Here is a 14739-nt window from a genome sequence, read left to right as displayed (position 1 = left end):
AAATGAAACGGGTAGGTTTTTTTCGTTCGATACAAATGAAATTCGTGCTGATTTACGTGCTGCTTATTTTATTCGCAATGCAGATTATCAGCGTTTATTTTGTTAATTCTCTTGAAGAAAAATTCACGAATAACTTTAAAGAGTCTTTGGAGCAGCGGGTTGAATTGCTGGAATATAACGTGCGTGAAGAAATATTAAAAGAGCGGGATGAAGAGTCGAAGACGCTCGAGCAGGATGTACGTCGTATTTTAGAGGATTTTTCAGCGGGTGACGTTATTGAAGTGCGAGTGATCGATGTGAACAGCCGCATTATCGGTACGTCTGATACGAATAAACGCGACCTCGTCGGCCAGCGTATGCCGGCGGATATTTCCGTGAAACGGGCACTGTCAGCAGGAGCCACAGAAGATAAAATGTATGTGGATGAAAACAACGGTAAGCGTGTCTGGGTACGGACCTCACCGATTTTGTCCAACAGCGAAGTGAAAGGTGCCATTTATCTCGTTGCAGATATTGAAACGGTGTACGGCCAGCTCGATGACATTAATGAAATCTTGTTTTCAGCTGCCATTTTGGCACTGGCGATTACTGCTGTTTTAGGGATCACACTAGCACGGACCATTACTCGGCCGATCACCGATATGAGAAGGCAGGCGGTAGCGCTCGGGAAAGGAAACTTCTCCCGTAAAGTAAAAGTGTATGGCCAGGACGAAATTGGTGAACTGGCCGTTACCTTTAATAACTTAACGAAACGGCTTCAGGAAGCCCAGGCTACAACAGAAGGAGAACGCCGCAAGCTGTCATCGGTTCTTTCTTATATGACGGATGGCGTAATCGCGACCGACCGGCGCGGCCGGGTGATTTTAATTAATGAGCCGGCATCCAAAATGCTGAATGTTTCACGTGAAACAGTTATTTCACAGCCGATTGTTTCATTGCTCAATCTGGAAGAGGACTATTCCTTTGATGATTTACTGAATGAGCAGGATTCCGTAATTTTGGACTACAGTACGCACGACCGGCCTTATGTGCTGCGCGCGAACTTTTCTGTCATTCAAAAAGAAACAGGCTTCGTGAACGGGCTTATTACCGTTTTGCATGATATTACCGAGCAGGAAAAAATCGAAATGGAGCGCCGCGAGTTTGTAACGAACGTTTCACATGAATTGCGGACACCGCTGACAACGATGCGAAGCTATCTCGAAGCACTCGCGGAAGGTGCCTGGCAGGACCCGGACATCGCACCGAATTTCCTTGAGGTCACCCAGACGGAGACGGAGCGGATGATTCGGCTTGTGAACGATTTGCTGCAGCTTTCAAAGTTTGACAGCCAGGAATACAATTTAATGAAAAAGGACACTGATTTTATTGAGTTTTTCAATAAAATTATTGACCGCTTTGAGATGACAAAATCTCAGGAAGTAACGTTCCGGCGCAAGCTGCCGCGCTATCCGATTTATGTAACGATCGATCAGGATAAGCTTACCCAGGTGATTGATAATATTATTTCTAACGCGCTGAAATATTCACCGGAAGGCGGCCTTGTTTCTTTTAAAGTAGAGGAACATGGAGATACCATTCAAGTCAGCATCAGTGACCAGGGGATGGGGATTCCGAAAAAAAGTTTGGAGCGTATTTTCGAGCGCTTTTACCGGGTAGACCGGGCTCGTTCAAGAAAAATGGGCGGCACCGGCCTGGGGCTCGCCATTGCGAAAGAACTCATTACCGCGCACGGCGGCCATATTTGGGCGACAAGTATGGAAGGGAAAGGGACGACGATTTTCTTTACACTGCCGGCGGATCTTTCCGAAGAGGATGATTGGGAATGAACTATGAAAAAATCAAATCGGCAGCGCTTGCGCTGCTGGTCTTGATCAGTCTGGCGTTTACATGGGGCATTTGGAACTACCAGCCTTCCTATCAAACTATTACAGATAGTGCGGATAAAAATATCGTAACAGAAGTGAAAATAGGCGAGGAGCGCAAACTTTCCGATTTATTAAAGCCTTCCCGGCTGATCTCCCATCAGGAGGAAAGCCACTATGGAACCATTGCCAAGCAGGATTTGGACTGGGTGATGAAGGAAATGAGGGAATGGACGTTTATGGAGCCCGAAAACATATCCAACTCCTTAAATGAAGCGGAATTTTCGAAGCTCCTGTCGAGTAATTCACATGTGGAACTGTTTTTTTCTTCGTCTATCCCATTCAATACATTTAAAACGATGGTTTCATTTAACGATAAAACCGTTCCGAATGCGGTATTCAACCGGATGGTTATTACGGAAGCAGAGCAAAAAAACAAAGCGTTTGTTTATTTTGTTTCGGTTAAAGAAAGACTTGTGTTCAAAAGCGAGGTTCAAACCGGTTCTTTGCGCGAATTCAAGCAGCGCTACGTAGAAAACCATGATCGTCTGGAGCCATATATCTCTTATCAAGTTCCTGATGGGACTCGTTTATACGTGCGCAAAGAGCCGCCTGTTTTAACCGTTCAAAGCTATTTGCCAGAGCAGATTGACGCAGATACGTTTAAACGGGCGCTTTTTAATGATCCAAGCTACGTACAGCGGAGTTCAAGCGGCGAAGGAGAAGGATATACAACAGACGGAACGAGCTTTATGCGAATCAACAGCAGTACGGGCACAGTACAATATGTAAATCCGTCTGTTGTACCTGAACCAATGCCGCTGGACCAGCTTATTGAAAAAAGCATTGATTTTGTGAATGAGCACCATGGCTGGGTAGACAGCTACCGCCTGTTTCAAACAAAACCAGGGTCAACAGAAATCAGCTATCGTTTGTTTTTGGGAGACTTCCCCGTGTTTAGTCCACAGGAAATGGCCAGCATGACGGAGCTTTCACAAATTTGGGGCCGGGAACGTATTTATCGATACGACCGTTCTTCTTTTATTGTGGAGCTGGACAAACCGTTTCCTTCAGGAACAGGAACTGTAGAACTAAAAAGCGGCCAGGAAGCGCTCAATGAAGTATTAAACCTGGAAACAGTAAACCCGAAGCTGTTGACAGATATGCGGATTGGATATGAAATGACTGTAAAACAGGAATCACCAAAAGTAGTGGTGGCATTCGAACCGTTCTGGTACTACCAGTATGATGGGACTTGGCAAAAGCTTGTCACGGATGAAGGGAGACGAGTGAATGGATTGGAGTAAAACAAAAACCATTTTTATCGCCGTGTTTCTCGTCCTGGATATTTTTCTGGCCGTGATGTTTTTTAATAAGTACAGTACTTCCCGGTTTGAAGTGATCAAAAAAACATCCATTGAACAAAAGCTGCAAGAAGATGGGGTTAAACATGAAGAAATGCCTGATGACTCAGGTGAACGCTCCATGATCGTCGCGAAGCCAAAAACATTTACAGAGAAAGAGCTGTTTTTTATAACGAAACAAAAATGGACGATTGAAAAAAATGGAACGGAAATTGTCAGCCTGCTCGAAGAACCATATGAAACCGATGGAGCAGCACGCAGCAAATTAAATGCCTTTGTGAAAAACAATGTGCTGCATGGCGGGGAATACGCTTATTGGAAACGAAATCAAGAAGCCAACACCGTTATCTACTATCAAAAGATTGCCGGGAAAAAACTGTTTGAAAATGCAGCCGGCATGCTGACTGTGCAGCTTAATAACGATAAAGATATTGTGAGTTATTCTCAAACGATGCTTTCAAGTGTCGATGAAAATCGGAATAAGGAAACGATCCTGCCTGCCCTGCAGGCCATTGATTCGCTTTATAAAAACGGGCTTGTTCAGCTTGACAGTGAAATCAGCGACGCAGAGCTTGGATACTACACCGTTGTGCGGATTGATGAGTCTCAGCAAATGCAGCTCGACGAATCGAAGGTACAGCAGGTACTGTCACCGACCTGGTATTTTCAGCTTAAAAAGGGTGATAAAATTGAAGAAGTATATGTAAATGCGTTTGACGGGTCGATTAATCCACAGCAAAAAGAATCGTAGCAATCTAACTGGAGTGAATAGCATGACAATGCAATTTAGTGTACTGGCAAGCGGAAGCACCGGCAATGCGGTTTTCGTAGAATCAGAGGGCCATTCCTTTCTTGTGGATGCCGGCTTGTCCGGCAAAAAGATGGAAGAGCTTTTTTCATCGATTGGGCGAAAGATAGCCGATTTATCGGGTATCTTTATAACCCACGAACATAGCGACCACATTAAAGGACTTGGCGTACTGGCGAGAAAATACAAGCTGCCGGTTTACGCCAACCAAAAAACATGGCAGGCGATGGACCGACTGACCGGTACAATTGACGACAGCCAGAAATTTGTCTTTGAAACGGAAACAGTGAAAACATTCGGCGCTGTGGATATTGAATCTTTCGGTGTTTCCCATGACGCGGCCGAGCCGATGTTTTATATTTTCCACAACAACGGCAAAAAGCTTGTTTTAATCACGGATACAGGGTACGTAAGTGATCGGATGAAAGGTCTGATTTCCAATGCCGATGCATACGTTTTTGAAAGCAACCATGATGTTGGAATGCTTCGGATGGGCCGCTATCCCTGGAGTGTTAAGCAGCGCATTTTAAGCGATGTAGGACACGTATCAAACGAAGATGCGGCGCTTGCGATGACAGATGTAATCGGCCCGCAGACAAAGCGTATTTATCTAGCACATTTAAGTGCAGATAATAATATGAAGGAACTTGCAAAAATGAGTGTCACGCAGACGCTTGAACAAAAAGACACAGGAGTCGGCCATCAGTTTCACCTGTATGACACGGACCCGAAAGTGCCAACACCGCTTGCGGTTATTTAACCCACACCCGTGGCAGACAGCTGCGGGCTTTTTTCTGCCGGCTTTTGATTTCTTTCAACCTTTTCTATTTGCCTGTCTTACGCAGCAGGCGGCATATGAGTTGCCCTTCTTTTTGGCAAAAGCGTATAATTTTTTAGAATAGATGAAAGAAATGGTGAAACAATAAGTTGGCAGAAAGGATGAATCGTATTGGGCTATTATGATGAAGGGCGCACAGGAAGAAACAAGCGAAGCGGCAAAGGCGGCTACTTTTTATCAGGACTTGCCGGTGTGGTGATCGGGGCTGGTCTTGTAGTCGGCACACTTCCATCTATTGTGGAGTATCAAAACAAAGAAGGCGTTTCTGTTTCTGAGAATGATTCTGTCCAAAATGAAAACGCTGAGCAGGTATCACTTGATGTAACAACGGACGTAACGAAGGCTGTGGATAAAGCCAAAGACACGGTAGTCGGGATCACCAATATCCAGGCTTCTATGGACTTTTTCGGATCAGAATCTGGTCCTCAGGAAGCTGGAAGCGGCAGTGGTGTCATTTATAAAAAAAGCGATGATACGGCTTTTATCGTGACGAACTATCACGTTATCGAAGGTGCCCAGCAGCTTGAAGTAACCTTGGCGGATGGTACAAAAGAACCGGCGGAACTGCTTGGTGGCGACGTATGGACGGATCTTGCCGTTTTAACAATTAAAGGCGCCAATGTGAAAAAAACAGCCGAATTCGGGGATTCGGGAGCGCTAAAAATCGGTGAACCAGTCATTGCGATTGGGAATCCGCTTGGACTTGAATTTTCCGGGTCTGTTACACAAGGGGTTGTGTCAGGACTGGAGCGGGCTATTCCCGTTGATTTAAATGGAGACATGGTGAATGACTGGCAGGCAGAAGTCCTGCAGACAGATGCAGCGATTAATCCAGGCAACAGCGGCGGCGCGCTGGTTAATATTGCAGGCCAGGTTATTGGGATCAACTCTATGAAAATTGCCGAGAGTGCAGTAGAAGGCATTGGCTTGTCCATTCCGATTGATACGGCTTTGCCTATTATCAAAGACCTTGAATCATATGGCGAAGTAAAGCGTCCGGCAATGGGTGTTACCCTGCAGAATGTAAGCGAACTGCCATCTTATCATCAGGAAGAAACATTAAAGCTGCCTAAGGATATTAAAGAAGGCGTCATTATTGAGCAGGTGTTAACAAACTCTCCGGCAGCAAAAGCGGGCATGCAGGAGTATGATGTAATCACAGCTCTTGACGGCAAGCCTGTTCAGGATGTTATTGCCCTGCGCAAATATATGTACAACAATAAACAAGAGGGCGACACTGTGAACGTAACCTACTATCGTGATGGAAAGCAGCGGGAAACAAAGATGACGCTCGTTGCGGAGAGTGATTTGTAATGGAGAAAAAAGAAATAACATGCTGTCTGGAGCACGTAGAACTGGCGCTTGATATAGCCGTGGATGAATGGGAAACGGCGCCGGTTATGCAAGAAGCAGAAGAACCTGCATTCTGCGAATTTTGTCAAAACGTGGCTCTATATGTTGTGGGCAACTAATCATTTCCTTCAAAATGTGGATTAATTCTGTGGGTATGTGGATAAAGTCAGAAAATTCCCGTTATCAACATGTTGATAACGGGAATTTTTTCTTTATTTTACCACTAATTCAATTGGCTGGGAGACAATTCGCCATTCTTGTCCAAGCATGTTAAATGTATGCTGGGCAAAAACGTAAAAAGTGCCCGTTTGTACCGCTTGAATGGTATTTCTGCTAATGATTACGCCATCATGTGGAGAAAAAAGAGTAGTTTCAATATTTTCCTTCTTCTCTGTACGGTAATTAAGAAAGGCTTTTGCTTGAATTTCTGTAGTCTGTCCGACACGCAAATGTCGTTTTTGAATCGGTGTTTCAATCCGAATCGGTGCATCGGTCAGCCACTGTGTATAATCCGTAATCGGTCCAATCATGCCGTTTTGCAGCTGGCTGCCAAAATCTGCTTCATTGCGGAATGTCCAATGAAAACTGATCATGCCGCGCTGGCGAAGATAAGATGTAAATTCCGGCGATAAGCTGCTGTAGCTGGCGTTAAGCGTTGCATTGATACGCGAAGCATATTGAAGCATGCTCCGGGCATCATTAAGCCGTGCTGCTTCCCCGCCCGGAACAGATGAAGAGTACAAGTAGCCCGATGGTATATGCGGTGCAGAAGCCACTGACTGGGTAACGCTGTTTAAATGAAAACTTTGCAGGACAACTTGATCCGCCATTCCCTCTTCGTTAATGATCCGAATCGTATCTTCCGCAATGCCATCTGCTTTTAGCTCCACTAAAAGAATGACATTTTTCCCCTTAAACTCCTGAAGGAATTCACGGAAGGCCGGCACGCGTTCACCAGCAAATTGGCTGCTAAAATAAGAGCCCGCATCAAGAGACTGAATTTCTTTCAAGGTCAAATCTTTTACATTACCTGTTCCGTTCGTCGTCCGGTCGACTGTATAGTCGTGCATAATGACGATTTCGCCGTCTTTCGTTTTCTGCACATCTGTTTCAATTAAATCCGCGCCAAGTTCATACGCCATTCGGTAGCCGGCCATTGTATTTTCTGGGGCTAATGACGGGATACCGCGATGCGCTGCAACAATGGGGCGCTGAACGAGCGTGTTTTCCGGGTAACGGCTGAATGCAGCCGTTACCGGTGTGGTATCACCCGCAATCATGCCGTCGACTCCTGCATGAATAAGGGCATGTGCAGCCAGCTCTGATGCACCTTCCATCTCTCCCCAAACCGCCACAGCACGGCGGTGAAACTCATGAACAAGGTCCGCTGAAAGCAGTTTTTGCGGCAATACCGCTGTTTTAGCGCCAGACGTGTGAATGGACTGAATAAAGCGGTTCACGTCGTGATTATTAAGCGAAGACCGGTTATAAAGGAGTGCGCCGCGTGTAGACGGAACTGTTTCTCGAACGACTTTTAACACATCTGGCTGACTAGAAAGAATATGTACGTCCTGGATGGACAACTCCTGAAGCAATTCGGCTGTTTTCTCAGCCGTTTCGGCTTTTTCCAGTCGAATGACCGGAATCGTTTCGCCTGCCATTTCTTCTAAGTAAGTGCGAAGTGGTATATCCTTCACCTTCAAATCAGCTCCTGGCTGAAGCAGCATAGATGAAACACCCTCGATTTGTTGGAGCTGAGGCACTGACGAAATCACGGTCGGTGCATTAAGCAGGTTGGTTTCCGGCTGATCACCAAGAAAAGCACCGCTTTCGGCCAAAGAAGGAAGCTCTTCCGTTTGTTCAGTAATGCGGATGTGATCAAATTGAACAGTGGCACCCGATGCCTGAAAACCGATTCGGCCGTTTTGAAGCGCTGTTGCCGAATCTGTGTCAATAACGAGCTGGCCATTTATAAATTGCTGCACGCGGTTTCCTTTTGAAATGATTTTCAGCTTGTACGTTTCGTTGTAAGCAAAAGCCTCGCTGTAAGGGGTTTTGTTCAGCACAGACCATTGATTGTTTTCATTACGAAGGGCAAATTCAACGCCATTTAGCGCCTGGGCACCGCGGCGGACAGCCATTTGATAATAAGGATAGTCATTGCCCTGTGCACGATACATAATCGATGCCCAGCGCGTATCTTCAACAGCGGATAAAAACATCATATCGGCTTCAATCACATAGTCACCGCCAGAAACAGACGAAGGTGCAAGCACACGAGCGGGCTTTGAAGAAGAAGGGGATGATAAAACAAGAGCACCGTTTTGAACAGAAGCTTGCCCCTGAATCACTTCCCAGCCAGCGGGCAGTGAAGATGTATCGAAGGATTCCTGTAAAACAGGCTCTGCTGCCAGCGTGTGGACAGGTGCCCCTCCATTTGCGCTTAATAAAAAACCAGAAGCTAAAAACAATGGGACCATTTTTTTCTTTTTCATCCTAATCCCTCCTCAAATAAACTGCTTCTTTATTTTGTCAGGGGATTATTAACAGAGTGTGAAGGAAAAAATAAGTTATCAAAAAAGACGAAAAATTCGTTCTTTTTTCCTGGTAAATAAAAAAAGAAACGCCGTAGGAAAAGATATTCACATGTGGATAGTATGATAAAATAAGGGTGAGCAAAAGGAATGTTAATATGTGGATAACTTCTGTGGATAAGCTGTTTGTAAATTGTTTGTAAGGTGGGGTCAAATTGTGAATATCTCGATTATAACAGTAGGAAAACTAAAAGAGAAGTACTTGAAGCAAGGCATAGATGAATATGTGAAACGATTATCTGCTTATGCAAAAATCGATATCATCGAAGTTTCGGATGAAAAAGCGCCGGAAATATTAAGTGACGCGGAAATGAAACAGGTGAAAGAAAAAGAAAGTGAGCGCATTCTTGCCAAAATCGGCCAGGACACCTACGTGATCGCCTTGGCCATCAATGGAAAAATGAAATCTTCTGAACAGCTTGCTGCCGATCTTGATAAGCTCGCCACTTATGGCAAAAGCAAGATTGCTTTCGTGATCGGCGGGTCGCTCGGACTGAGTGATGCCGTTTTAAAACGGGCAGATGACAAGCTGTCATTTTCTCCGATGACTTTTCCACATCAGCTTATGAGACTCGTTTTGGTTGAGCAGGTATACCGGAGTTTTCGGATAAACCGCGGTGAACCATATCACAAATGATAGTAAGCGGAATGCAGGAGTTACATTCGACAACGAGCTGCTGTAAAGGTTTTATACTGGAACCACAGCTTACAGAGGCTATTTTGATGCTGGCAGCACAATATAACGAGAATAAAAAATGCTTGGATAACTGTTCCAAGCATTTTTTATTCTAATCAATAACAAACCATGAGTAAACCATTTTCGATATAATTGTTCTTTTTAGAGGCAGAAATAAAATCCTTGCTTCATTATGTAGTTAATTTTTATTTAAGTAAGAAGGTCGCAACAGATCATTGGCTTGAATCAATGATACAAATGATGCTGACATTTAAAATGAGATACAGCAGTTAGAAGAGTGGAGAACCCTGCCATAAATAAAAACAAAATAGATAAACAGGATGAAACAAAAAAGCTGGCTCTTTCAGGCCAGCTTTTTTATTACGGTGTATAAATTAAAATGTACTCACCCGGCCCGATTAAAGCGACGCCAATGGCTGCTGCAATCAAAACGAGATTGTATTTAAATCCGCCGTTTGTTATCCAGTAGCCGTTTTTGCCATGAAACGCAAAAATGGCATCAATCATTACAATGACAATCATAATTGCGCCGAGCCGGGAGGAAAGCCGGCAGCAAACAGCAGACCGCCAATGAATTCAAACAGCCTTGCCAGGGTAGCCCACACTTTTGCGCCCTCTTTGATGCCATTTGACTCGAGCCAGCTTCCCGTTCCGGTAACCGTACCTCCGAACCAGCCAAACAGCTTTTGGGCACCATGTCCGACAAAAGTTAATCCAATCACAAGTCGAATGATTAATAGTCCAAGACCTGCCGCTATACTTCTTCCTTCTTCCGATGAATATATTTGTAAATTAATTTTCTTATTTTCACAAGAAATATATATATCGCTTATGCAGGAAAATAAAAATGTTTTATTCTGAATGAACTAAAAAAGAAAACTGGGTCATACATGATGATAAGGCAGAAAGGCGAAATATCAAACCGCTTGAAAGATCCCTCCTCAAGCGGTTTAGTTCATGTAAGATCAGCCTTTTTTAGTCAATCCACTGAACAATATCCTTCATGTCTTTTCTAGTTTTTGGACGCGGCTCGTTCTTGCGGTAGCCGAATGCGACCATAACAGAAATCGCTAAATGATCATCTTCAAGCAGATTTTCCTCTTTAAGCAGCTTCTGTACTTTTTCAAAATGGAAACCTTCAATCGGACATGAATCAATGCCAATCAAAGCGGCAGTCGTCATCATATTGGCCATCGCAATATACGTTTGTTTCCCAGCCCAGTCCAGCATGGTGCGCTCGTTTTCTAAAAGGTTAAGATCTTCTTCCTGAAAAGATTTGTACCGTTCTTTAATTTTGTCAAAGAGCTCAGGCGGAAATTTCTTTACGTTCAGCATTTGATTCTTCACATAGTCTGAATCATACTTTGTATCTTTGATCGTTCTTGCCAAAATCACGACAAAGTGGCTTGCGGTCGGCAGCTGCCCTTGTGCCCCCCAGGAAACTTCACGCAGTCTTTCACGCAGCTCTGGATTTTGGATCACTAAAAACTTCCAAGGTTCATAGCCGACAGAGCTTGGAGATAAGCGGGCTGCTTCTAAAATCAGCTCAAAATCTTCTTTCGGTATTTTTTTCGTTGGATCAAATTCTTTTGTGGCATGTCTAAATTCGAAAGCCTTTAAAATGTCCTGGTGTGTAATAGAAGAGTGGCTCATATACTTGAATACTCCTTTTTATAGCATGTTTTTTACCCACATATTGTGCCCGTGGGCGAATGGATTATGACGATGATCAGTATAAATAATGAACGGGCGAAAGGAAAATAGTTTGCTCAAAAGAGAAGGTATGGAAAGGGAGGACGGAGAAAAGAAAAGGAGTGGGCTGTCAGTATCTTTTGGCGTAAATTTCCTTGTGAAAACAAAAGAGAATATAAGTTTATGTCCACAGAAAAGAGGGTAGGTAAAGACAGGCCTGTTTTACTCAATCAAGGACAGGCTTACAAGCGTTATAGACTGAAAAAGGACGTGGAAACGTGTCAGAGACCGATATGTCAAAATACGAGAAAAAAATTATCGTGCGAAATATACGTTATGAAGATATTGATGAAATCATGAAGCTTTGGGGCCGCTGCTTCCCGGGTATGGAGCCATGGAAGCGGGAGCAGCTGGAAAGCCATATCCACATTTTTCCTGAAGGCCAGTTTTGTGTAGAATATGAGGATAAAATTGTGGGATCCTGCTCAAGCTTGATTGTTAATTTTGACGAGTACGATGACCAGCACACGTGGAACACGATTACAGACAATGGATATATTACAAACCATGATCCCAATGGTTTTAACTTATACGGTATTGAAGTGATGGTAGATCCTGAATACCGCCGGATGAAAATCGGGCACCGTCTTTATGAAGCGCGGAAAGAGCTCGCCCGCCAGCTAAATCTTCAAAGTATCATTATCGGAGGGCGAATTCCGAATTATCATAAACACAAAGCGGAGATGACACCGCGTGAGTATGTGGCGGCGGTTGAAAAGCACAGCATTTATGATCCGGTTTTATCTTTCCAGCTTCTTGAAGGATTTACGATTAAGCGTATTAATACGCGATATCTTCCTGACGATGCAGCGTCCGATTCTTTTGCTACATTAATGGAATGGAACAACATTGATTACCTGGCCAAGTCGCGGCGTGTATACCGCGCGTCTTTCCCGGTAAGAATTTGCGCGATTCAATATATGATGAAAAAAATTGATTCCTTCGAGGATTTTGCCCGACAGGTAGAGTACTACGTAGATGTGGCTGCTGATTTCGGGTCTGACTTCGCTGTTTTTCCGGAGCTGTTTACGACACAATTAATGTCGTTTCTCGAAGAAAAGCGGCCGGACCGCGCTGTCCGCCGTCTGGCTACGTACACAGACCAGTACATCGAATTGTTTACGGAACTGGCTGTCCGCTATAACGTAAACATTATTGGCGGCTCCCACTTCGTTGAAAGCGAAGGCAATATTTATAACGTAGCTTATTTATTCCGCCGCGACGGAACCATTGAAAAACAGGAAAAAATTCATGCGACGCCAAATGAGCAAAAGTGGTGGGGAATTGCGGAAGGAAACAAAATTGAGGTATTCGATACGGATTGTGGAAAAATTGCGATTCAAATTTGTTATGATATTGAATTTCCGGAGCTTGCCCGCATTGCCGTCGACCAGGGAGCCAACATTATTTTTGTTCCATTCTGTACAGACGACCGCCAAGGATATCTTCGTGTCCGCTATTGCGCCCAGGCGCGGGCTGTCGAGAACCAGGCCTACATTTGCATCGCCGGAACGGTCGGCAACTTAACGCATGTAGAAAATATGGACATTCAGTACGCACAATCGGCCATTTTCTCCCCTTCTGATTTTGGATTCGCAAGAGATGGGATTGTAGGAGAATGCGACGCGAACGTGGACACGGTCGTCGTTGGAGATGTCGATCTTGAAAAGCTGAGAAGATCTCGGAACGCTGGATCGGTAAGGCAATTACGCGACCGGCGCCGTGACTTGTACCGAATTGAACTGAATCAATTAGAATCAGAATAAGCGTAACAGATATCGCTGCTTATAAAAAGCACTGTTCCTTCAATGAAAAGGAACAGTGCTTTTTTCGTTATAGCGGCTTTTCTCTTTTTTTACGTCGAGAATGCACTATGGAACGTATGTCTTTTAAAAAAGAAACGCTCATTAAAACAATTACAACAGCAAAAGGCAGAGCGGCGATGATAAGCATATTTTGTAAGCCCTGCGTTCCGCCAAAATACATGACAACTGCAGCTATTGCCGATTGAATCAATCCCCATGTAATTTTCACCGAGTTGCCCGGGTTTAAAAGACCATTTGTAGTCAGCATGCCAAGTACGAATGTAGCGGAGTCGGCAGAAGTAATAAAGAAAATAGCAATAACAAAGATCGTCAGAATGGACATAAATGTACTAAGCGGATACTCAGCCAGGACCCCAAATGTGGAGGTCTCCAGTGAAAGTTTAGAAATAGCCGCAATGCCTAGCTGCTCCAGCCGCAGCGCGGAAACACCAAATACGGCAAAAAAGATAAAACATAACAGCGATGGAAGCAGTAATACGCCGAAGAGGAATTCCTTCACCGTTCGTCCTTTTGAAATTCGAGCAATAAAAATGCCAACGAACGGCGCCCAGGAAATCCACCAAGCCCAGTAAAAGATCGTCCAGTTGTTAATCCAGTTCCGGCTTTCTTGATCGAGAGGAGCCAGCCTTAAACTCATGGCAAAGAAGTCCGAGAGATAGCCGCCGAGTGTGTGAGTAAACATATTCAAGATGTACATGGAAGGCCCTAAAATAAACAAGAGAACGAGCAGAAGAGCGGCTAATCCCATGTTAATATTACTCAAATACTTAATGCCACGGCCAATACCAGACCAAGCTGACCAAATAAATAAAACGGTGGCAACAGCGAGTACAATCAGCTGGACAAGGAAATTATTTGGTACATCAAACAAAAAAGAAAGTCCGCCTGTGATTTGGGCGGATCCGAACCCAAGCGTAGCGGCTACGCCAACGACGGTGGCAAAGACGGCCAGCACATCAATCCATTTGCCCAGCGCTCCGCTCATCAGTGAGTGACCGAATAAAGGCGTTAATGTTGCACTAATAAGACCAGGAGCCCCACGGTTAAATTTAAAATAAGCTAAAACCAACCCGACAATTCCGTAAACCGCCCAAGCATGCACCCCCCAATGAAAAAAAGAATATTTCAGTGCGTCCCTTATCGCTGCATCGGTTCCTTCTTCAGCTAAAGGGCTGCTGACAAAAGCATGAGAGATCGGTTCAGCTGTTGTCCAAAAGACTAAGCCCATTCCCATGCCGGCACTAAAAAGCATCGCAAACCAGGACGACCGGCTGAATTCGGGCTTTTCATCTGGCTTCCCTAACTTCATTTGACCGAAGCGGGAGAACATTAAGTACACACAAAAAAGAAGAATAGCGATCACGACAAGTAAATAAAACCATCCAAACGTCATTAAGATGCGGCTGGTTACAGCAGATGTAAAAGCGTTTAAATTTCCTGGAGCAGCCACTCCCCAAATCACAACCATAAATGAAATGGCGAGAGCATACCAAAATACTTGTGTTGTTTGTTTCATGTTTCACCTCTTGGTAGAATGCCTAGTATGTGTGGTGCTTTGTTTTTAGTTAGTGATTTTTGCAATAAATTGTGTAAACAATAAAATGATTTAACTGATGAATAATATGTACGTTATAAGTGTTTG

At 44.3% G+C, this 14739-nt stretch carries 11 protein-coding genes and 1 pseudogene; 8 read left to right on the top strand and 4 right to left on the bottom strand.

The genetic code is table 11. The features are described from left to right. Positions 1-2: 2 nt before the first annotated feature. The 6 genes from walK (at position 3) to RIN81_RS12130 (ending at position 6347) form a co-directional block, all read left to right on the top strand. Positions 3-1829, top strand: a complete 1827-nt coding sequence (walK, locus tag RIN81_RS12155; protein ID WP_309090522.1) for a cell wall metabolism sensor histidine kinase WalK — start codon at positions 3-5, stop codon at positions 1827-1829. After that, entirely contained in the window at positions 1826-3172 is a 1347-nt protein-coding gene (locus tag RIN81_RS12150) for a YycH family regulatory protein (protein WP_309090520.1), read from the top strand. Before walK ends, RIN81_RS12150 begins: the two co-directional genes overlap by 4 nt. After that, positions 3159-3980, top strand: a complete 822-nt coding sequence (locus tag RIN81_RS12145) for a two-component system regulatory protein YycI (protein ID WP_309090518.1) — start codon at positions 3159-3161, stop codon at positions 3978-3980. The genes RIN81_RS12150 and RIN81_RS12145 overlap by 14 nt, the downstream gene beginning before the upstream one ends. A 22-nt stretch (positions 3981-4002) precedes the next feature. Further along, entirely contained in the window at positions 4003-4797 is a 795-nt protein-coding gene (locus tag RIN81_RS12140; protein WP_309090516.1) for an MBL fold metallo-hydrolase, read from the top strand. Between the two features lie 189 nt (positions 4798-4986). Next, complete coding sequence (locus RIN81_RS12135; protein WP_309090514.1) at positions 4987-6189, top strand: S1C family serine protease; 1203 nt, start codon at positions 4987-4989, stop codon at positions 6187-6189. Further along, the gene (locus tag RIN81_RS12130; protein WP_309090512.1) at positions 6189-6347 is read left to right on the top strand and encodes a CxxH/CxxC protein; all 159 of its coding nucleotides are present in this window, start codon (positions 6189-6191) and stop codon (positions 6345-6347) included. The genes RIN81_RS12135 and RIN81_RS12130 overlap by 1 nt, the downstream gene beginning before the upstream one ends. Positions 6348-6440: 93 nt before the next feature. On the opposite strand, the gene RIN81_RS12125 is transcribed toward RIN81_RS12130, so the two are convergent. After that, a complete protein-coding gene (locus RIN81_RS12125; protein ID WP_309090510.1) occupies positions 6441-8723 on the bottom strand; it encodes a glycerophosphodiester phosphodiesterase family protein in 2283 nt (760 codons plus the stop codon). A gap of 256 nt (positions 8724-8979) precedes the next feature. Between RIN81_RS12125 and rlmH the strand changes: the two genes are divergently transcribed. Continuing rightward, complete coding sequence (rlmH, locus tag RIN81_RS12120; protein WP_309090508.1) at positions 8980-9459, top strand: 23S rRNA (pseudouridine(1915)-N(3))-methyltransferase RlmH; 480 nt, start codon at positions 8980-8982, stop codon at positions 9457-9459. A 420-nt stretch (positions 9460-9879) separates the two neighbouring features. Here rlmH and RIN81_RS12115 read toward each other — a convergent pair. Then, positions 9880-10277 (bottom strand): annotated as a pseudogene (locus RIN81_RS12115) (DoxX family protein). A 217-nt stretch (positions 10278-10494) separates the two neighbouring features. Continuing rightward, positions 10495-11172, bottom strand: coding sequence for an NAD(P)H-dependent oxidoreductase (locus RIN81_RS12110; protein ID WP_309090506.1), 678 nt, complete (start codon positions 11170-11172; stop codon positions 10495-10497). 317 nt (positions 11173-11489) lie between these two features. Here RIN81_RS12110 and RIN81_RS12105 point away from each other — a divergent pair, with 317 nt between their 5' ends. Next, positions 11490-13037 (top strand): GNAT family N-acetyltransferase, encoded by a 1548-nt coding sequence (locus tag RIN81_RS12105; RefSeq protein ID WP_242232517.1) that lies wholly within the window; start codon positions 11490-11492, stop codon positions 13035-13037. Positions 13038-13104: 67 nt separating this feature from the next. On the opposite strand, the gene RIN81_RS12100 is transcribed toward RIN81_RS12105, so the two are convergent. Next, positions 13105-14613 (bottom strand): BCCT family transporter, encoded by a 1509-nt coding sequence (locus RIN81_RS12100; protein ID WP_309090503.1) that lies wholly within the window; start codon positions 14611-14613, stop codon positions 13105-13107. Positions 14614-14739: the final 126 nt, after the last annotated feature.

Source organism: Domibacillus sp., assembly GCF_031181085.1.
Taxonomy (GTDB): Bacteria; Bacillota; Bacilli; order Bacillales; family Domibacillaceae; genus Domibacillus.
The sequence above is the reverse complement of the archived record's forward strand: the minus strand, read 5'-3'. Positions and strand labels throughout refer to the sequence as shown.